This is a genomic window from Novosphingobium sp. 11B (assembly GCF_054589055.1).
The window spans coordinates 45,388-65,035 of record NZ_BAAILP010000032.1 but is presented as its reverse complement, the minus strand read 5'-3'; the positions used below and the strand labels follow the sequence as shown (position 1 = coordinate 65,035).

General features: G+C 61.5%; 13 protein-coding genes. 7 read left to right on the top strand and 6 right to left on the bottom strand.

Features of this window, described 5'->3' with window-relative positions:
- Nucleotides 1-244 precede the first annotated feature (244 nt).
- The 4 genes from ACYPYD_RS02585 to ACYPYD_RS02570 all read left to right on the top strand — a co-directional run bounded on the left by ACYPYD_RS02585 (nt 245) and on the right by ACYPYD_RS02570 (nt 5,014).
- Nucleotides 245-1,165 (top strand): tyrosine-type recombinase/integrase, encoded by a 921-nt coding sequence (locus ACYPYD_RS02585; RefSeq protein ID WP_459661963.1) that lies wholly within the window; start codon nt 245-247, stop codon nt 1,163-1,165.
- A gap of 4 nt (nt 1,166-1,169) precedes the next feature.
- Nucleotides 1,170-2,363 carry an IS91 family transposase gene (locus ACYPYD_RS02580; protein WP_459661962.1) on the top strand — a complete coding sequence of 398 codons (1,194 nt, stop codon included), beginning with the start codon at nt 1,170-1,172 and terminating at the stop codon, nt 2,361-2,363.
- Nucleotides 2,364-3,165: 802 nt separating this feature from the next.
- Nucleotides 3,166-3,348, top strand: coding sequence for a CsbD family protein (locus ACYPYD_RS02575; RefSeq protein WP_459661961.1), 183 nt, complete (start codon nt 3,166-3,168; stop codon nt 3,346-3,348).
- Nucleotides 3,349-3,502: 154 nt separating this feature from the next.
- Nucleotides 3,503-5,014 (top strand): sensor histidine kinase, encoded by a 1,512-nt coding sequence (locus ACYPYD_RS02570; RefSeq protein WP_459661960.1) that lies wholly within the window; start codon nt 3,503-3,505, stop codon nt 5,012-5,014.
- Here the strand turns inward: ACYPYD_RS02570 and ACYPYD_RS02565 are convergent.
- Both ACYPYD_RS02565 and ACYPYD_RS02560 read right to left on the bottom strand, forming a co-directional pair.
- Nucleotides 4,997-5,395, bottom strand: coding sequence for a response regulator (locus ACYPYD_RS02565; RefSeq protein WP_459661959.1), 399 nt, complete (start codon nt 5,393-5,395; stop codon nt 4,997-4,999). The genes ACYPYD_RS02570 and ACYPYD_RS02565 overlap by 18 nt on opposite strands.
- Nucleotides 5,396-6,469: 1,074 nt before the next feature.
- A complete protein-coding gene (locus ACYPYD_RS02560) occupies nt 6,470-9,019 on the bottom strand; it encodes an HWE histidine kinase domain-containing protein (RefSeq protein WP_459661958.1) in 2,550 nt (849 codons plus the stop codon).
- A 229-nt stretch (nt 9,020-9,248) separates the two neighbouring features.
- Here ACYPYD_RS02560 and ACYPYD_RS02555 point away from each other — a divergent pair, with 229 nt between their 5' ends.
- Nucleotides 9,249-12,404: a PAS domain-containing protein gene (locus ACYPYD_RS02555; protein ID WP_459661957.1), complete on the top strand. Its 3,156-nt coding sequence runs from the start codon at nt 9,249-9,251 to the stop codon at nt 12,402-12,404.
- 488 nt (nt 12,405-12,892) lie between these two features.
- On the opposite strand, the gene ACYPYD_RS02550 is transcribed toward ACYPYD_RS02555, so the two are convergent.
- The 4 genes from ACYPYD_RS02550 to ACYPYD_RS02535 all read right to left on the bottom strand — a co-directional run bounded on the left by ACYPYD_RS02550 (nt 12,893) and on the right by ACYPYD_RS02535 (nt 17,538).
- The gene (locus tag ACYPYD_RS02550; protein ID WP_459661956.1) at nt 12,893-14,389 is read right to left on the bottom strand and encodes a carbohydrate porin; all 1,497 of its coding nucleotides are present in this window, start codon (nt 14,387-14,389) and stop codon (nt 12,893-12,895) included.
- A gap of 67 nt (nt 14,390-14,456) precedes the next feature.
- On the bottom strand, nt 14,457-15,779 hold the full coding sequence (dctA, locus tag ACYPYD_RS02545) for a C4-dicarboxylate transporter DctA (protein WP_459661955.1): 1,323 nt from the start codon (nt 15,777-15,779) through the stop codon (nt 14,457-14,459).
- Between the two features lie 39 nt (nt 15,780-15,818).
- The gene (locus ACYPYD_RS02540; protein WP_459661954.1) at nt 15,819-16,874 is read right to left on the bottom strand and encodes a 4-oxalomesaconate tautomerase; all 1,056 of its coding nucleotides are present in this window, start codon (nt 16,872-16,874) and stop codon (nt 15,819-15,821) included.
- A complete protein-coding gene (locus tag ACYPYD_RS02535; protein WP_459661953.1) occupies nt 16,867-17,538 on the bottom strand; it encodes a 4-carboxy-4-hydroxy-2-oxoadipate aldolase/oxaloacetate decarboxylase in 672 nt (223 codons plus the stop codon). Before ACYPYD_RS02535 ends, ACYPYD_RS02540 begins: the two co-directional genes overlap by 8 nt.
- A gap of 105 nt (nt 17,539-17,643) precedes the next feature.
- On the opposite strand from ACYPYD_RS02535, the gene ACYPYD_RS02530 reads away from it, so the two are divergent.
- Both ACYPYD_RS02530 and ACYPYD_RS02525 read left to right on the top strand, forming a co-directional pair.
- Entirely contained in the window at nt 17,644-18,891 is a 1,248-nt protein-coding gene (locus ACYPYD_RS02530) for a LysR family transcriptional regulator (protein ID WP_459661952.1), read from the top strand.
- Nucleotides 18,892-18,992: 101 nt separating this feature from the next.
- Nucleotides 18,993-19,648, top strand: a 656-nt coding sequence (locus ACYPYD_RS02525; RefSeq protein WP_459661951.1) for an NAD(P)-dependent oxidoreductase, incomplete at its 3' end; no start/stop codon positions are given.

The window sequence follows — 19,648 nt, the reverse complement described above, 5'->3', positions numbered from 1 at the left end:
TTTTATCGCAACTATCATGACCGGTACTCGCCGGATGCATAAGGGTATTGATTCCGGTAATGTCCGCTTCTTAATGCGATGATCGGGCCATCGAGGGGCCGGGATGGGCGCGTAGCAGCCCCTTCCGCCATCGACCCTTGCACGAACCCGCTTCGCGGGAGGCCGCATGGTGCACTGTAACGTGTTATATGTAGGCCTTTAGCGGGGCGAGACTGGCAGTTCCTTCAACGGAGAGGAACTTGCCATGACTGTCTCGATCAATACCGCCCCGATCAGCCCGCTGCGCCAGCGGATGCAGCACGACATGATGATGCGAGGCCTCGGTCCCCATACCCAGCAGGATTACGTGCGCCATGTGAAGCGCCTTGCAGCCTTCCTGGGGCGCCCTCCCGATACGGCAACGGAAGAGGACCTTCGCCGCTTTCAGCTCATGCAGCATCAGAGCGGGGTCAGGCCGAGCACCATCAACGGCACCGTGTCGGCCTTGCGCTTCCTGTATAACGTCACGCTCAGGCGACGCGATCTTGCGCGGGCTCTGGTCGTCACCCGCATCGTGCCCCGGCTGCCCGAAGTGCTGAGCGTCGAGGAGGCAGCGCGGCTGCTGCAGTCCGCGCCCGGCATGAAGTACAAGGCGGCGCTGGGCGTGGCTTATGGCGCGGGCCTGCGCGTATCCGAGGTCGCCCACCTCAAGGTCGACGATATCGACAGCACGCGCATGCTGATCCGGGTCGAACAGGGCAAGGGAGGCAAGGATCGCAATGCGATGCTCTCGCCCCAGTTGCTCGAACTGCTGCGGATGTGGTGGCGCGATGGCCACAAGCGCGGGGTGCTGATTGCGCATGGCTGGCTGTTCCCCGGCCAGAACGTCACCGACCCCATCTCGACCCGGCAGCTGCACCGCGCGGTTCAGGAGGCGGCCGAGGTGGCGGGCATCCGCAAGCGCGTCAGCCCGCACACCCTGCGCCATTCCTTCGCCACGCACCTGCTCGAGCAGGATGTCGATATCCGCGTGATCCAGGTCCTGCTGGGCCACAGCAAGCTGGAGACCACCGCGCTCTACACCAAGGTGTCGACCCGCACGATCCACGCCGTCTCGAGCCCGCTCGACCAGTTGATGGCGCTGATGGAAGGCAAGGCACCCACAGGGTCAGCCGACGCCGGTTGAACCGGTGCGCGCCGACCTCGAGGTCGCGGACATCTTCCGTTCTGCAGGGCCAGCCTACCGGGCGGCCCATGCCGGGCACCTGAGCCTTACCCAGCTCAAGGTGATGTCCGCGATCGAGACCTGCCGCACCGCAGCCCTGGGCGGGCACGTCGAGGCCTGCGAGGACTGCGGGCACTGGCGGGTCGCCTATAACAGCTGTCGCAACCGGCATTGCCCAAAATGCCAGGGCGCCGCCGCGCGGACCTGGCTGGCCGAACGGGAGGCCGACCTGCTTCCCGTCGGCTACTTCCACGTCGTCTTCACGCTACCCGCCGAGGTTGCCGACATCGCGTGGCAGAACAAGGCGCTGGTCTACGACCTGTTGTTCAAGGCGGCCGCGCAGACGATGCTGACCATCGCCGCCGATCCCCGCCATCTGGGCGCCCGGATCGGGATCACCGCCGTGCTGCATACCTGGGGGGCGGCAATGACCCACCATCCGCATGTCCACATGATCGTGCCGGGCGGCGGTATCGCGCCCGATGCAAGTCGCTGGATATCCTCGCGTCCGGCCTTCCTCCTGCCCGTGCGCGTGCTGGGAGCGCTTTTCCGGCGGCTGTTCCTCACCTGGCTGAACGCGCTGCACGGTGCCGGCAAGCTCGCCTTCTTCGGCTCCCTGACCGATCTGACAGGGCGACGGGCCTTCCAGCGTCACCTTGCCCCGGCGCGCAAGAAGCGCTGGGTGGTCTATGCCAAGCCGCCCTTTGCCGGGCCGGAAGCGGTGCTCGCCTACCTCTCGCGCTATACCCATCGCGTCGCCATCTCGAACCGGCGCCTGATCGCCTTCGACGAGAACGGCGTGACCTTGCGTTATAAGGACTATCGCCGCGATGGGCCCGAACGCCAGCGGGTCATGACGTTGACCGCCAACGAGTTCATTCGCCGCTTCCTGCTCCACGTCCTACCGCGTGGCTTCCACCGCATCCGCCATTACGGCCTGCTCGCCAGTGCCGCACGCCATGACAATCTCGCGCTCGCCCGCCGCCTGCTTGCGGTCACCCCGGAGACGGAAGCGCCAGAGCCCGAAGCCGAGCCCGACACCTGTGCGCCATGCCCGTGCTGTGGCGGGCGCATGATCGTCATCGAAACCTTCCCACGCTGGAGCCAGCCCCGCGCGCCGCCCAGGCCCAACCCGCCAATCCGGGAGCGCATCGCATGACCCGGCATGATCCGCCTGTCACCATGGCCCCGCATAACGTGCGGCGGTCAAATGGCCGGCTTGCCCCCGGCACGCGCCGCGCCCGCGTCCGCTCCTGGGATCAACGTCGACAGCCCGGCAAACACATCTCCAGCGCATCCAGACACCGACCGCTGTGCTGCTCTCGTGCCTCCGTCAAAGCGCGCACTTCACCCCGCCACACCACACGAAAGCGCAAATCCCCATAGCCCAGCATACCGGGCCCGCGGGTTCCTGCATGGGAGGCTTTCGTACGCAAGCGCCCGAAACCCTTCACCTTGTCGGTCACTCAGCTCTGGATTTTGCGCTCCCAGGTGCGGACCGGCAGCTTCCCGATTCTGAATGCCTTGGCCTGGCCGGTAGGCGTCCGTCCGGTTTAGAGCTGGGGTACCGGGATAGCCGACGCTCGCGTGGGCGGCAGCCGACCACGTACGGCCGTTCGGCCCCTCCAATGCATGGCTGATTTCGCCGAGAGCCGTCGATTGGAGCGCCGCAAGCGGCGGGGTGCCGCCCTACGCCGGAGATTCGTGCCCAAGCGGATTCGGATTCGGTGGGCCATGCTGAGCCCAAACGGGCGATCCATTGCGGACAAAGTCAAACCGAGCCGATGGACTAAGGCCCGAACGCGAGCATTGCTCAGGCCTGACGTCGTGTAACTTTGTTGCCTGCGAGATGGCGCTGTGCACTCGGCCATTGCGAAGCGAAAGCGCTTAGGAACCTAACCTAATGGGCCGGGTTCTCCGTGAGGGCCACGCTCTGAGCCCGGGTAAGGAAGGACGCCGTCATGGGTGAGTTCACGGACAAGGCAAGCGCTGCTGGAAACAAGATCGCTGGCAACCTGAAGGAAGCGGTCGGCAAGGCAACCGACAACGAAAGGCTGGAAGCGGAGGGTAAGGCCCAGCAGTTGAAAGGTACTGCTCAGGATGTGAAAGGCAGCGTCAAGGGCGCGCTTGGCGACAAGATCTGATCCACACTGCGAATGGCCGCTCTAACGCACTGGAGCGGCCATCGCGTTTATATACTCCAGAATTCTGATCGTTCGGCACATCGCTCGGTTCAGAACCATATCAGAGCCAGATGTCAGCGGTGCCCGCTGTCGCGCCGGAAAGCCCCTTGAAACAATGTCATATGCACTAAGTCTCACGGCCCAAACGCACGAAGAGCTGAAACGGCTTGGTGATCTTCAGGCTTTCGATCTCGAAGGGCTCGAGGGCAACCCGGTACTGAAGTCGGTGACAGATTTTGCCGCCAATTTGTGTGACACGCCGATTGCCCTGGTCAGCTTCGTCGAGCGCGACCGACAATGGTTTCCGGCGAGGACCGGGCTGGATGCCCGGGAAACGCCCCGAGAAACATCGTTCTGCGCGCATACGATGCATGGGCAGGGTATCATGATTGTGCCCGACGCCGCGGGCGATCCTCGGTTTCGCGACAACGCACTTGTAATCGGTGAACCCGGAATCAGGTTTTATGCCGGAGCGCCGCTGGTCTCGGAAGACGGCGTTCAGCTTGGTGCCTTGTGCGTCATCGACCGGTCTCCGCGCAGCGATCTGACTCCCGTTCAGCGTGAAGGCCTCGAGGTGCTTGCCACGACCATCGTGGGTCAGCTTGCCCAGCGTCGATCCCACCGTCATCAGACAGATGAACTTGGGGAGCAAGAATCCAAGTTTCGCGTTCTGGCCGATACGATGCCCCAGATGGTGTGGTCGACGCGACCGGACGGATTTCACGACTATTACAATGCGCGTTGGTACGAATTCACAGGCATGCCGGCCGGCTCCACCGATGGGGCCGGATGGAAAGGTATGTTTCATCCGGACGATCAGGAGCGGGCATGGAGCGCTTGGCACCATTGCCTGGAGACCGGGGATCCCTATGAAATTGAATACCGGCTCCGCAACGCCAGCGGTGAGTACCGTTGGACCCTGGGGCGAGCCTTGCCGATCCGCGACAGGAACGGAGCTATTACCCGGTGGTTCGGAACGTGCACGGACATTCACGATCAAAAGATGAGCCAGGCGCAGCGCGAGATCGTCGCGCAGGAATTGAGCCATCGGATAAAGAACATCTTTTCCGTCATCAGCGGCCTCATCAGTTTCTCGACACGCCAGCGCCCCGAACTGGCGGATGTGGCTGGTGACCTGCGTGAGCGCATCCTTGCGCTCGGGCGGGCACATGACTTCGTCCGGCCGCACAGCGAGGCATCTCGACCCGAGAAGCGGCCGAACAGCCTTTCAGGAATGCTTACTGATTTGCTCGCAGCCTATGTCGAACGCGTCACCATCAGCGGCCAGGATATGATCATCGACGACCATTCGGCGACGCCGCTGGCTTTGACGTTCCACGAGTTGGCGACGAACGCGGCCAAATACGGTGCGCTTTCCACCACTGACGGCTCCGTATCGATTGTCTGTACGATCGAAAACGATCACGCCTGCATCGTATGGATCGAGCGCGGAGGAGCGGTGGTCCACGAACCTTCCGACTACGGCTTCGGCAGCAAGCTTATCGAACTGAGCGTGATGCGGCAAATGGGCGGATCGATGAAGCGCACCTGGTCGCAACAGGGGTTGGAGGTTCGCTTTGAGGTCCCGCTTTCCGCAATGCTGAGACGATCAAATCGCGGTTCGTAGTTCAATGACGCCCTCGTGGGTGAGGGAGGCATTCTCCACTCCCGCCGCGACCGCAACTGCTGTCAGGATGGCATCGTCCGTGAATGGCTTTCGGATGCAAGCGAGCGCAGTGGAGGCAGGCTTGCCGATTTGAGCGGGATTAGCCGTGACGTACACCACGCGCACGCCGTACTGCTCGGCGAGTTCGCGCGCAATAATGGGACCCGTCGGGCCATCGCGGAGATTGAGATCGATAAGCGCTAGATCGGCTTTGTCGCCGGCGCGCAATGCCTCCTGGCGATCGGCGGCGATCGCAATCACGCTATAGCCGGCTTCCTCGAGTATGCGTTCAATTTCCATCGCTATGAAAATTTCGTCTTCGACGATCAGCACCGACTTCAATGTTTGGATCCTTGCAGCCTAACGCATGACAAATGCCGGAAGCGGGATGTCGTTCCCCATACATGGCCAGTTTGGCTCCAGTCCTATTGGCGACACAGGGGCATTCTTGCGGTAAGATCCATTCCTTACGAAAGGCCGGTTCGTCCGATGCACGCTGGTAGCTAATGATCTCGCATTCAAGGCTCGCTGCACATTTCGGCAATTGTTTTGCCGGCTGCCGACCAACTCAAGACATTCGGCGTTGCTGATTACCGACAGCTTTCCCTGCTACCTGCCCTTCGATCTCGCGCAAACCATCCCGTCGGCAATGCGGTCCAATTCTCGTCGTTGGACCATCGAGCTGTGCATCCCGGAAGTAGCCATAGCTCCGTGCATATATGCTGGACCAGCGTAGTGCCCTTGGCGCCCTTTGCCTCAGTCACCGAGGTTAAGCCGCTGGTCAGGCCCGGATACCGGCATTATTAAACGCCATATCGGGCTAGCCGTAGGTCGAGACGGCCTTCTCGATCAGCGCTGCGATTTGCGTTTCGTCCGAGACGTCGCAAGTGACGCCCCCGGACGCGACAGCACCCGCAGACAAGGTGCGGACAGGTCAGGACGGGCTCGTTAGGAGCATCACCTTTCACCTGGCCGGGTTAATGTTTCCGGTCAGATCCGAAGGCAAGAACGCCAAAATATCGAAATGCAGCTGCTGGGAACGATGGCAGCCCTCGGGCTAACTGTGCTAATAGACCCCATCCGGCCGGTAGCTCGTCGATGAGCCCGGGTGCATCACCGGCGGTCTGGAAAAAGTTCGGCACGAGGCCAAATCGTGCGGCTACGCGAGCATGAAGATCGTTGGCAGGTTCCCCGGACCGGCGGGGGGCATAGTCATTCTCGACACCGTCAAGCGCCCTTTCTAGAGCTTCGATCGGCATCACTGTAGGGCGCAGCCGCTGCTTTTATAACTATCTTAGCGTGAAAGTTTCCTCAATGAATCTCAAAAATTGTCGCGGACGCCTGTGGTCCAATTATCGCAGGCCACCTAACCACCGCGCCGATCGAGGGCTTCGACCGGCGATGAGATAGCATGCGTCAGACTGCCAGATCCGCTTGAACTTTCTGAATATGATCTGCCAATACGGTACCTGTGACTGGCTTGCGGACGACCGGAATCCTCCGAAATCGGTCAGGCATCAGAACATTATCGCCGTAGCCTGTCGCGAAGACGAACGGTACACCCGCTGAAAGCAGGATGTCCGCAATTTCAGCAGACGTATCATCTCCCAGACTGAAGTCGAGGACGGCGCAGTCCGGTAAAGCGACGGCAATCTCATTTTTTGCCTGCGCGACATCGGCCGCCAGACGCACGGAGCTCGCGCCCAGCGTCGTGAGCATCTCTTCGGTGTCCATCGCGATCAGCGCCTGATCTTCGACAAGCAGTACGTCGAGGTCGCGGAACGCCACGCCGCCAATGGATTGCGATTCGGTGGGCGCCATAGTGACGCCGCTGCGATGAGGGCCAAGGTGCCTGGCTGGAATGATCAGTTTTACCCTCAGTCCCGAAGGGTCGTAGTCAATCTCGGCCGAACCGCCGAGATCGTATCCCATGGTGGTCTGGATAAGCTTGCTTCCGAAACCGGTGCGAGTCGGGGGCGAAACTCTTGGCCCGCCGTGCTCGTGCCAGACGAGACAGCAATCACCTCCCTCGGTCATTGTCCAGGAGATCGCCAGATGGCCGGTATCGTTCGAAAGCGCGCCATACTTGGCGGCATTGGTCATCAGCTCATGGACAACCAGAGCCACCACGCCAAAGGTCCGCTCGGAGAGGCCGATGGCGGGGCCCTGAGCACTTACGCGATCCGCTGCGCTTCCATAGCGGTGGAGACTGGCCTCCGCTTCGATAAGTGTTTCCAGATTGCCCCCGCTGCCCGTTTCCAGTGACTGGTCGTGGGCAAAAGCCAGCGCACGCAGTCTTCCTTCCATCGACGCCGCATAATCTTCCACACTAGCCGCGTTCGCGCCCGTTTGCCGGGCGATCGATTTGACGAGCGAGAGGATATTCTTGACCCGGTGGTTCAGTTCGTCATTCAGCACCCGCCGCCGCTGCTCGGTCCGGTCTCGCTCGTCTGCAGTAGCTTCGTTGTAGCGAAGAACCACGTCGCGCAGGTACGCGCGAATGGCCTCAGCGACGGCCATTTCCGCGTCGCTCCAAGGCCGTGATTGTCCGCGTACGTCCTCGCGCCACGTGTCAAAACTGCCGCGAGGACTGAGCCGGTCACCCAGGGGACCACTGACGATTTGCTTGACCGGCTCGCCGGCCCATTCCACCTGGAATGCCTCTTCGCTGCGGAACAGCAGCAGATAATCGCGCGAAACTGACGAGATCGGGATGGCCAGCACCCCTGCGACCTCGGATCCATAATCGCCGACCAGTTCACCGATGGCGCGGAGATTTGTTGTTGCCCACACGTTGCCATCCGCGAGGTATCGAACTTTCTCCACCAGGGCCACGATGTCATCAGGGGGCGGCGTTCGTCCGATTGCCGTCCAGCTATCGTTGATCGACACCCCGGCGCCGTCACTGGCGATGAGGCTACTCAATTCGCCGAGATGCCGGGATAACGCCTCGTTGAGAGGCTCCCCCGGCGCGATTTCGCCGGCGATGATGCCGAGGCGCTGGCGAGCTTCGTTCGCAGCGACCAAAGCCGAGCGTCGCTCGGCCAGCGCCATTTGCATGGAGAAGTATTGTCCGAATAGTTCCGCGCCGACGCGTAGCGGCATCGGCACAACCTTGGGTGTATCGTGGTGACAGGAAATCAGGCCCCACAACTCGCCATCCACAACGACCGAAATCGACATCGATGCGGCGACCCCCATGTTTCGAAGGTATTCGCAGTGTATGGGCGACACGCTGCGCAGCTGCGCGAAGGACATGTCGACAGGTTCGGCGCCATCCCTCAGCGGCGGCTCGAGCGGGACGGGCGCGAAGTTCACGTCGCCGATCATGCGGATGGTGTTCACCAGATACAGACGGCGCGCCTGATAGGGAATGTCGGATGCGGGGAAATGCTGGCCCATGAAGCTTTCAAGGTGGCTCGCCTTGGCTTCGGCAATGACGCGGCCCGCACCGTTGTGCAGGAACCGATAAACCATGACCCTGTCATAGCCCAGCATTCCGCGGATCAGCCGGGCACCTATCTTGGCGATGTCATCAACGGTCGATTCCAGTCCGATCCGCCTGACCAGGTTTTGTGTCATGTCCAACGCGTCCTTCGCGGCGCTGGATTGAATCGATGTCGGCTCGATCTCGATGAACAGCCAATCCTTGTGCCGGTGGATGACCGCATCGATCGGTACATCGAGGTTCGGAAGTGACACGCCGAGCAGGACGCCGGCCAGGTGCGAGCCACCCGCCTTGGCAGCTGCATTGCGAAGATCGTGGGCGGCATCCGCACCCAGGACCTCGGCGAGCGACAGACCGTGAAGGCTCGAGTTGCGTTTGCCCAGGAGGTTTTCAGCCGTCTGCGAGGCATACACCACCTGGGTCGTCGTGGGATCGCATACCAGCATCGCGCCATGAGGCTGAATGCTGCCAGGGATATGGATCGGTTCGCGATCGCAATTTGTCAGGTCAACGGTCATGATGCGAAGCCGATCGGTGAGGTTTGCCAATGCGCTAGCCAAGTTTTTGGAGGAAGTCGACCAAACCAGCAACGCCATTCCATCGGGGGGAGGCCATCTGCAAACCTGTCACCCGGCCAAAGAAACCAGCCCATTGCGGTGCACGTCAGTAACGTCGCACCGGCAGGACCCGGTTAGATACTCGGGTCAGCATCATTGACTCGCTTCGCTTCCCCAGCAAAAGATCGGCATGCCTACGTCCCCGTCCCCCCGCCTTATTTCGCTCCCGCCAGAGCTGATCGCTTACGTCGAGAAGCGTATCAAATCAGGCGACTATGGCAGTTCCGACGAAATCATCTCGGCGGCGTTTGATCTCCTGCGCGGGCAGGACAATGCCCTTGCTGGCGTAAGCGAGGGTTGGCCTCATGGCGGAGGAGAATGTGGGCGCCTGATCAGCGAACGCGATTGGACGGCAACCATCCTTGGGCATAGCGCGTCTTGGCCTACTGAACTGAGGGCGACCGTCGCCAACATCGTCAACTCTCCCGTCGCCAAGGTGCTGATGTGGGGAGCGGAGCACGTCATGCTCTACAACGACGGGTATCGGGCTATCGCGGGGGACCGCCATCCGCTTGCGCTCGGGACACCGGTAGCCAAGGCCTTTCCCGAGGTCTGGGAATGGAACCGGCCGATCCTCGAAGCAGGCATGCGGGGCGAAATCGTAGCGCACCGCGATCAGCCAATCCAGTTCCATCGTCCCGACGGTCCGGAAACGATGATCCTCGATCTGTTCTACACCCCCGTATACCAGACAGACGGTCAGGTCGGCGGCGTGATGTGCACGATCGTCGATAACAGTGGCCGTGTCGATGCGGAACGTCGCCTGGCAGAAAGCGAGGCCGAACTGCGCCGGATCACTGACGCGCTGCCGCTACTCGTTTCCTACGTCGACCGCGATCATGTCTACCGTTTCGCCAATGCCTGTTACGAAGACTGGTTCGGGCCGCATCCCGACACTATCATCGGCAAGCCGGTTGCCGCAGTTGTCGGAGAAGCGGTCTACGAGGATCGCCGGCCCTCGATCGCCCGGGCGCTGGCGGGCGAAGGCTTTTCGACGGAAGCGATCCTCCCGCGCAAGGATGGCCAGAACCGCCGCTGCGAACTGCGGTATATTCCCCACATCGACGATGCCGGAGTGGTCCACGGCGTGCACGTGCTGGCCATCGATATCGAGGAGCGCGCACAACGCGAAGCGGCGCTCGTTGTCAGCAATGGCCGCTTCCGGGCGGCGATGGATGCCGTCCACGGGGTGCTATGGACCAATAGTCCGGATGGACGGATGATTGGCGAGCAGGCCGGTTGGGCCGAACTGACCGGGCAATCCATTGACGAATATCAGAACTTTGGCTGGGCTGACGCTGTCCATCCTGACGACACGGCCGCAACGATCGAGACGTGGAACGCTGCGGTGTCGGCCAGGTCTATGTTCGTGTTCGAGCATCGGGTGCGGCGTCATTGCGGCACGTGGCGAACCTTCGCGATCCGCGCGCTGCCCCTCCTCGATGACGCCGGACAGGTTATCGAATGGGTTGGTGTACATACGGACATCACGCATCAGCGTGCCGCCGAAGCCACCTTGCGCGAACAGGCTGACAACCTCGCACGTGAGGCTCGTCATCGTCGGCGCGCCGAAGAGCAACTTCAGTTGCTGAACGAAGACCTCGAAGCGCGCGTGATCACCGAGATCGATGAGCGCCGCAAGGCCGAAGCCAAACTGACCCAGGCACAGAAGATGGAAACGGTCGGCAAGCTGACCGGGGGCGTCGCCCACGATTTCAATAACCTGTTGCAGGTTGTTTCCGGCAATCTCCAATTGCTGATGAAAGACATAGCGGGCAACGACCGTGCCGAGCGGCGCGTGGCCAATGCCATGGCCGGCGTCTCGCGCGGCGCCAAGCTCGCATCCCAGCTCCTTGCATTTGGCCGGCGCCAGGCGCTCGAGCCAAAAGTCGTAAACGTGACGCGCATCATCCGGGGGATGGACGACATGCTCCGCCGGGCGATCGGGGAAGCTGTGGAGATCGAGACCGTCGTGGGCGGCGGCCTCTGGAACACGTTCATCGATCCTGCCCAGATCGAGAACGCTTTGCTGAATCTGGCCATCAATGCGCGCGATGCGATGGAGGGGCAGGGCAAGCTCACGATCGAGGTCGGGAATGCGCATCTCGACGACCACTATGCTGCCACACACGATGAGGTGGTCGCGGGGCAATATGTGATGCTAGCTGTCTCCGACACCGGTTCTGGAATGACCGCCGAGATCCGAGAGAAGGTCTTCGAACCATTCTTCTCGACCAAGGGTGAAGGCAAGGGATCGGGCCTTGGACTCTCGATGGTGTATGGCTTCGTCAAGCAGTCCGGCGGGCACGTGAAGATCTATTCCGAACTTGGCGAAGGCACGACGGTCAAGCTTTATCTGCCTCGCGCGATGCAGGCCGAGGACTTCGAGGTCATTGTCGATAGCGGTCCTATCACCGGCGGCACCGAGACCGTGCTGGTGGTGGAAGACGATGCCGAGGTACGTGCCACTGTCGTCGAGACACTGACCGATCTGGGTTACAGCGTTCTCAAGGCCGTCGACGCCGCGAGCGCATTGAACGTGATCGAGAGCGGGGTGCCGATCGATATCCTTTTCACCGACGTCGTGATGCCGGGAACCCTCAAGAGCCCCGAACTCGCACGCAAGGCGCGCGAACGACTTCCGAATATCGCGGTCCTGTTCACGTCGGGCTATACCGAAAATTCCATCGTTCACGGCGGCAAACTCGATGCGGGCGTCGAATTGCTGTCCAAACCCTATACGCGTGAGGCACTCGCACGCAGGTTCCGTCATGTACTCGCCAACCAGAAACAGCGCGGCGTTACCGATCACGGCGCTGCTAGCGCTGCCGGCACGGATTCGACCGCAGCCCAACCAACGGCTGCGTCGATCACCGTTCTGCTGGTTGAAGATGATGACCTGATCCGGATGAATACTGCCGACATGCTGCAGGCCGCCGGTTTTGTCGTAGTCGACGCTGGCAATGCCGAAGACGCGATGACCGCCTTGCAGACTGTTCGCGTCGATTGTTTGGTGACGGACGTCAACCTTCCAGGGCTCTCCGGTCCCGAATTTGCCGCAAAAGCCCGCTCCCTGCGGGAGGGCATTGCCATCGTGTTTGCAACGGGCGACGCATCGGTAGAGCATGACCTACCGGGCGCTATTATTTTGACAAAGCCTTACGGCATGGCAGCGTTGAGTGCAGGCGTATCGGCGGCCGTCGGAAACGTTGGGCCAGAAGAAATATCCGACAAGAGCGCTACGGTCTCCGGCTCGCACGCCACTAGTCGTCCTGATCAAGCATGATTTGAAATGTTCCACGCCGCACAAGCGTGAACGGCGGCTTACGCTCTAAAAGCTGACGATTTACGATAAGCGAGGAAAGACTGCAAAGTCCCAGCCCCGGTCATAAGCGGACTGGCTGCTCATAGGCGCGCCATTTTCCCAGTTGAACGGCGTGGATGGGCGCGTAGAAGCCTTTGCCGCCCTCGACCCTTGTCGGTCACTCAGCTCTGGATTTTGCGCTCCCAGGTGCGGACCGGCAGCTTCCCGATTCTGAATGCCTTGGCCTGGCCGATAGGCGAACGTCCGGATTGGAGCTGGATCACGGGGATAGCTGACGCTCGCGCGGACGCCGCTGCCAACCAGAACCCGTCTTCCAGCTGCCGCTCAATGATTAGCGGGCTCATGCAGAAGCTGCCATCCGACTGAAGGTGTTCTGGGGGCTCAAACGGGCTCAGAAAATTTTGAGCCGTTCGCTCGATAACCACGGTTAGGGCGGCGCGAATGCTGCATTAGCCTCCAAAGAGCTGCGCTAGCTTCAGGTCAACCCGAACGCCAAGGACGAGCGCATTCGGCACATCGGTCTTACGCGTTGGTACGTAGATGGGGTCGGGATTTAAAACATATTGCACATTTGGAAGAACGCGCAGACCCGGAAGCGCCGCGAAACCATAGTTCAGCTCAGCGATGACCTCGTCTTGCGCAGGGGATCCGGTGCCACCGGCCCGTGCGCGTCGATCACGCAGGTAGGCAATCTGCTGGTCACTGAAATGCGTGTTCGATACGATGAAGCCGATCGTATCGTCATCACGACCCTTGAATGTGCCGGTTTTGACGAACCCTGCCGAGGCGAACCAGTCGAGTTGCTGCACATTGCCGACATTGAAGAAAACACGGCCGAATACAGCGAAGTTGCGATTGCTTGCTCCGGGTGCCCGATGGAGCGTCTGGTCCACCATGCCATACAGGCCGAGGCGGCTGCCGCTCAGCGGCGCGCGGGCAAGGCCGGTCAATGCCGACGATCCGCCATTAATGTCGTAGAATGGGCTCGTTCCACCGTCTGTGTTCAGGTAGAATCCTGCCTTATAGCGCCGGGGAAGACGTTCCTGCGCGAACGTCGTCTGATAGCCCAGCTCGCCGGCAACAAGCGCTCCGGTCCCTTTGCCCAACGAGAAATCGAGGCCACCTTTTCCTTTGAGATTTAAATCGTTGTTGTATTCGAAAACACCCAGCTGGACATAACTGCGCTTGTCCAGATCGTAGCGCACCTTGGCTGCCCAGGATGAATTCGGAAACGCTGTGATGCCGATATCGCTGATGCCACCGTACGCGGTCAGGCAGCTGGTGTTCGACATGAACACACAGTTGAAAGGCGAGTTGTTGAAATAGCTATTGACGGCTGCCCGTCCGGCCAGAACATTTAGCTTACCAAAATCATGTTCGATATTCAGCTGCGTTAGGCGCGGACCGCTTACGGGACGCCATGTTTGCTGGAAGCTGATCGAATTGCCAATCACTTCGCGCCCAAGGCTATCGCCCGTGAACCAGGCACCGTGGACATGGAGCTTCGTACCGGACCAGCCAAGCAGCTTTTCAAGATCCACGTCCGTGCCGGCGCTGACCCAACGGGATTCCCGCACGCCTTGGTCGTTCCCGCCGATTGGGTTGCCCGCAACATTGTCGACGACGTCGAAGTTTAGGGTGACGCCATCACGCTTGAGGCGACGCAGCCCGCGACCAATCGGACTGGTGCTTTGAAAGCCAGAAATTCCGCTACCTGCTTCAGCCTGACCGGCCGGTTTCGTTGAAGGGTGCTTGTCAGCGTCCAGCTTAAGCGGAGCATCACCGGCATCGCTCTGGCGGGAGACAGGCGCTGCAGTGCTCTCGGCCGATTGCTGATCAACCGGGCGGATCGAGACGATCAGGGGAGACCCAAAAGGCAGTTCCGGGTTTGCCGCCTGAGCTGACGACAGTGCGAGAGCAGCCGCAAGGGCGTTGGAAACAGGCATGATCTCTCCTCTGCCGGCCGCTCAAGGCGGCGGCCGGCTTATTCTTTTGTTGCGTTAGAAGGCGGTTTTAGGCGGCGATATCCAGCCCGAGCCGACGACGGCTGGCATTCGTGCCGACTGCGGCTGCCAAGGTTTTCTCGTCCAGCTTGCCTTCCCACTTCGCAATGACGATGGTCGCGACCGTATTGCCGATCAGATTCACGAAGGTGAGCCCCTCGGCAAGAATACGGTGGATGCCCAGGATCAGCGCGATGCTGGCGACAGGGATCGTCCCGGTCGTGTTCAGCGTTGCGGCCAAGACTACGAATGCTGCTCCGGCAATGCCCGCGGCACCCTTCGAGGTCAGCAGCAGAACCGCGATCAGACCCAGCTCATGCCAGAATGTCAGGTGCGTGTTGGTTGCCTGCGCGAGGAAAACCGCGACGGTGGTGAGATAGAGGCAAGTGCCGTCCAGGTTGAAGGAATAGCCCGCCGGAACTACGAAACCGACGACGCTTTCCTCGCACCCCAGCTTGCGCAATTTCTGGATGAGTCGCGGCAGCACCGTCTCGGTCGAGGTGGTTGCGGCCACCACGATGATCTCGTCCTTGATGTAGACCATCACGCGCCACAGGCTGACGCCGCACCACCGCGAGACCCCGCCGAGCACGATCGCGGTGAACAGGGCGCAAACGACAAAGAACTCGAGGATGAGTTCGCCCAGCGACAGCAGCGATCCCGTGCCGAACTTTCCGACCGTAAACGCGATCGCTCCGAACGCACCGATCGGCGCGAAGTACATGATGTAGCCGATGATCTTGAAGAAGCCCTGCGAAGCGCTTTCGATCACATCGATGACTGGCTTGGCCCGCTCGCCGATTGAGGCGATCGCAAGGCCGAAGAGCACGGCAACGAACAGAACCTGCAGCACATGGCCTTCAGCCAACGCGCTGGCGAAGGTGTCGGGAATGATGGACATGAAATAGCCGGTGATCGACTGGTCATGCGCGGTGGCGACATAGCTCTGGATGGAGGCAGTATCGATGGCGGCGGCGTCGATGTTCATGCCGGCGCCAGGCTGCCACAGATCGACCGCCACTAGGCCGAAGATCAGCGCGAGGATCGTGATGACCTCGAAGTAGATGATCGATTTGAGCGCGACGCGGCCGACGCTCTTCATGTCGTTCATCCCGGCGATGCCGTGAACTACGGTGACGAAGATGATCGGGCCTATCATCATGCGGATGAGCTTGATGAATGCGTCGCCCAACGGCTTCATCGCCACACCGATTTCGGGTGCGAAGTGGCCGAGCAATATTCCGATCAGCGTTCCCGCCAGCACCTGAAACCAGAGCTGACCGACGATCCCTCCGCGGCTACGCGGCTTCGTCGTCTCTCCAAGGTCATTCATTGTTTTTGCTTCTTTCTGAAGAATGATTGGCTGGCTGGATCAGCCGTACAGTGTGCCATCAAAAAGTTTTCGGGCCGTGCGCAGCATCCCGGCGCCAACCACGATTCCATTTTCATCGATGTCAATGACGCAGGCTGTCGCGCCGGTCGGATGTTCGACATCCAGGGTCTTTCGGCGTCCCTTGGGGACGGCCGCCAGTTCCGCCGCCGGCGATCCGCCAAGGAGGCATGCCGTTGCGACGCTGACCGCGCCCAGGACGCCGATCGAGGCGTGGCATCGGTGGGGGATGAAGGAGCGCACGCAGATGGCGCCGCCCGCGCGCGGCGAGGCGACGAGCATAATCTTGGGAACGGACTGGTCTTTCACGTCGCCGAGGTTCATGCGGTGCCCGGCGGCAAGACGGATCCCCTCGATCCTGCATTTCAAGGTGTCGTTCGCATCCAGTGACGCGCGGTCCTCGTAACCGGTTATACCGACATCGGCAGCACGCAATACGACGCACGGCATGCCGTTGTCGATGAGCGTCACCGGTACGCCCTCCATATCGTCGACAACGTTTCCCGTGGGAAGCAACGCGCCGCAGGTCGAGCCTGCGATGTCGGAAAATGCAAGCGCGACCGGAGCCGCAGTGCCGGGGACGCCGTCGATTTGGGCCTCGCCAGCGTAGGTCACACGTCCGCCCGGCGTTTGGATGGTGGCGACGGCGATCTTGCCGGTGTTGACCATGTGGATCGCGACGTCGGTTTCGTCGCCTGCCGGCACCACGAGGCCCCGCTCGATCGCGAACGGTCCGACGCCCGCCAACATGTTGCCGCAGTTCTGCTTGTCACTGACGATCGCCTCGTCGACGAACACCTGCAGGAACAGGTAATCGACATCGGCGCCGTCATGAACGGATCGGGATACTATGGCGACCTTGCTGGTGAGCGGATCGGCCCCGCCCATCCCGTCGATCTGCCGTGCGTCGGGGGAGCCGTACGCACGCAGGAGAAAGGCGTCGCGCAAAGCGGGATCGGCAGGCAGGTCTTCGGCCAGAAAGAATCCGCCTTTCGACGTACCGCCGCGCATCCACATGGCGCGGATGCCCTCACTCATAACGCAGGCCCATTTCAGCGAGGCGACCGCGCATGTCGTAGATGTCCAGGCCTAGTTCGCCGGCCGCGAGCCGCTGCCGCTTCGCCTCTTCATTGGCTTCGCGGGCCTGGGATCTGGCCAATACCTCTGCGGCGTCCTCGCGCCGAACGACGCATACGCCGTCGTCATCCGCGACTATCACGTCGCCAGGCCGGACCTGCTGGCCCGCACAGACAATGTCGATGTTCACCGAACCGAGCGTCGCCTTGACGGTGCCCTGCGCGAAGATTGCCTTCGACCATACGGGAAAGCCCATCTCGGTCAGATCCCGGACGTCGCGTACGCCGGCGTCGATGATCAGACCCTGGCAGCCACGGGCGATCGCGGACGTTGCCAGCAGGTCACCGAAGTAGCCGTCCTCGCATGCGCTGGTGGGAGCTACGACCAGAATGTCGCCATCTTTCAATTGCTCAATGGCGACGTGCATCATCCAGTTGTCGCCCGGTGGGACCGAAACGGTCACTGCCGAACCCGCGATACGCGCGCCGGAATAAATTGGGCGAAGGCGCGAACCCAGTAGCCCGGTTCGTCCCTGTGCTTCGTGCACCGTCGCTACACCCGCGACCGCAAGCCCTGCGATAACCTCACGGTCCGCGCGTTCGAAACTGGTCACCACTCTAGCCATAGCGTATCCTGCATCCCAAAGGTTATGGCGTGCTTAGAACTCCAGAGAGCTCCCGGGCGCAAAGTCGATTTGCAAACCGATCATAAGTTATGCTGAAGTGTTGCGATGATTGACCCGCTCGACCTCAACCTGCGCCATCTCAATGCAGTCGCCGCCGCGACCCGGCTTGGCAGCATCAGCGCAGCTGCCGGCGCCGTTAACCTATCGCAGCCGGCACTTACCCAAGCGGTGAGCAAGCTGGAAGCGCAGTTGGGCACGACGCTGTTCGCCCGGCAGACCGGGGGCGCTGTCGCCACCGAAGCCGGGGAGCTTCTGAGTACGCGGATCGAGCGCGCGTTGGCCTACATCGTTCGCGGCGGGCGAAGTGTGCGCCGGGCGGCCCGGCTGTCGCCCCTGCCCAACATCGAACGCCGTATCACTCTGGGCCAGTTGCGTGCATTGATAGCGGTGGATGACGCTGGTAGCTTTGCCCTGGCTTCTCTGAACACCGGCCTGTCCCAACCCGCGCTGCATCGCTCGGCCCGCGATCTCGAGCAGCAGATGGAAGTGCCCTTGCTGATGAGGCAGGGGAAAACAGTGCAGCCCACCCCTGCGGCAGCGCGGTTCCTGAGATTTGCCCGCCTTGCGCGCTCCGAGTTGCTGGCGGGGCTGGATGAACTCAGGGGCATCGGCGCAAAGCAGGGAGGGCGGCTGATCGTATGCGCCATGCCATTGTCCCGAGCCATACTGCTGCCAAAGGCGCTTGCTCTGTTTTCCGAACGCTACCCCGCAGCAAGCGTGAATGTGATCGAAGGCCCCTACCTCGAATTGCTCAGCATGCTGCGGCAGGGCGAAAGTGATCTGCTTATCGGCGCGATGCGCGATCCCCTGCCAGTGGCCGACGTCGTGCAGGAACCCTTGTTCGCCGACGATCCGGTCATCGTGGGACGATCCGGCCATCCGCTGAGCGGGACCGATGCCAGCTTCGACAAGCTATTGGATTTTCCGTGGGTGATCGCGGCGCGTGGCACTCCGGTGCGGCAACGCTGGGAGCAGATGTTCATCGACCGGGGCATGGAGCCGCCGCGCTTGCGCATCGAGTGCGGATCTCTTCTCGTAGTGCGCGGGGTGCTGCTGGAGGGTGACTGGCTATCGTTGATGTCACGCGATCAGTTCCTTTTCGATCAGCGAGCGGGCCTGCTTACCGAGATCGGTGACATCGGCTCTTCGCTGCGAAGGGAAATCGGGCTGACCTATCGCGAAGACTGGCGACCGACCGCTCTTCAGGCCGCGTTCGTGGACACTTTCCGAACGGTGTGCGATACTTGGACTTCCGAAAAAGCAATAGGCCGCGAACCTTTCCGATATGCGTGATCACTCGCGATCGGTCTAACGCGCCGGGTGTGGAGAGAGAAACACCCTTAGCATTCATCGGCTTCGGAGAAGCGGCGCAGGCACTGTGCGAAGGATGGGCGATGCAGCGCCTCGTCGCCATATGTGCTTACGATCGCAAGACCGACGACCCGCAGCAGACTGACGCGAAGCGAGCCGATTACGCGCGCTACGGCGTGAGCGGGTGCAGGGATACCGTCGCTGCCGTATCCGGCGCCGACGCCGTTGTCAGCGTCGTGACCGCGGATCAGGCTTTTGCCGCCGCGCAAGCGGCCGCTTCGGCGCTAGCGCCCGGCACCATGTATTTCGATCTCAACAGCGTTGCGCCTGAAACGAAGCGTGCGGCCTGCCGCGCCATATCCGATGCCGGAGGTCAATACATCGACGTCGCCGTGATGGCGCCGGTGCGCCCGGCGTTGGCGAAGGTTCCGCTCCTTGTCAGTGGACCGCATGCCGTCGACGGTGCCGCGTATCTTGCCGGCTTGGGATGCCAGCCGCGCGTGATCGCAGGCGATATCGGCGCTGCCAGCGCAATCAAGATGATTCGCTCGATCATGATAAAAGGGATCGAGGCCCTGTCCGCCGAATGTCTGTTGTCGGCCTGCGCTGCAGGTGTCGAAGATGAGGTCATCGCTTCGCTCGACGCCAGCTTCCCAGGCTGGGATTGGCGCGAGCGCGGCGATTACAATCTTGAGCGCATGCTCACGCATGGCGCCCGGCGTGCTGCCGAAATGCGCGA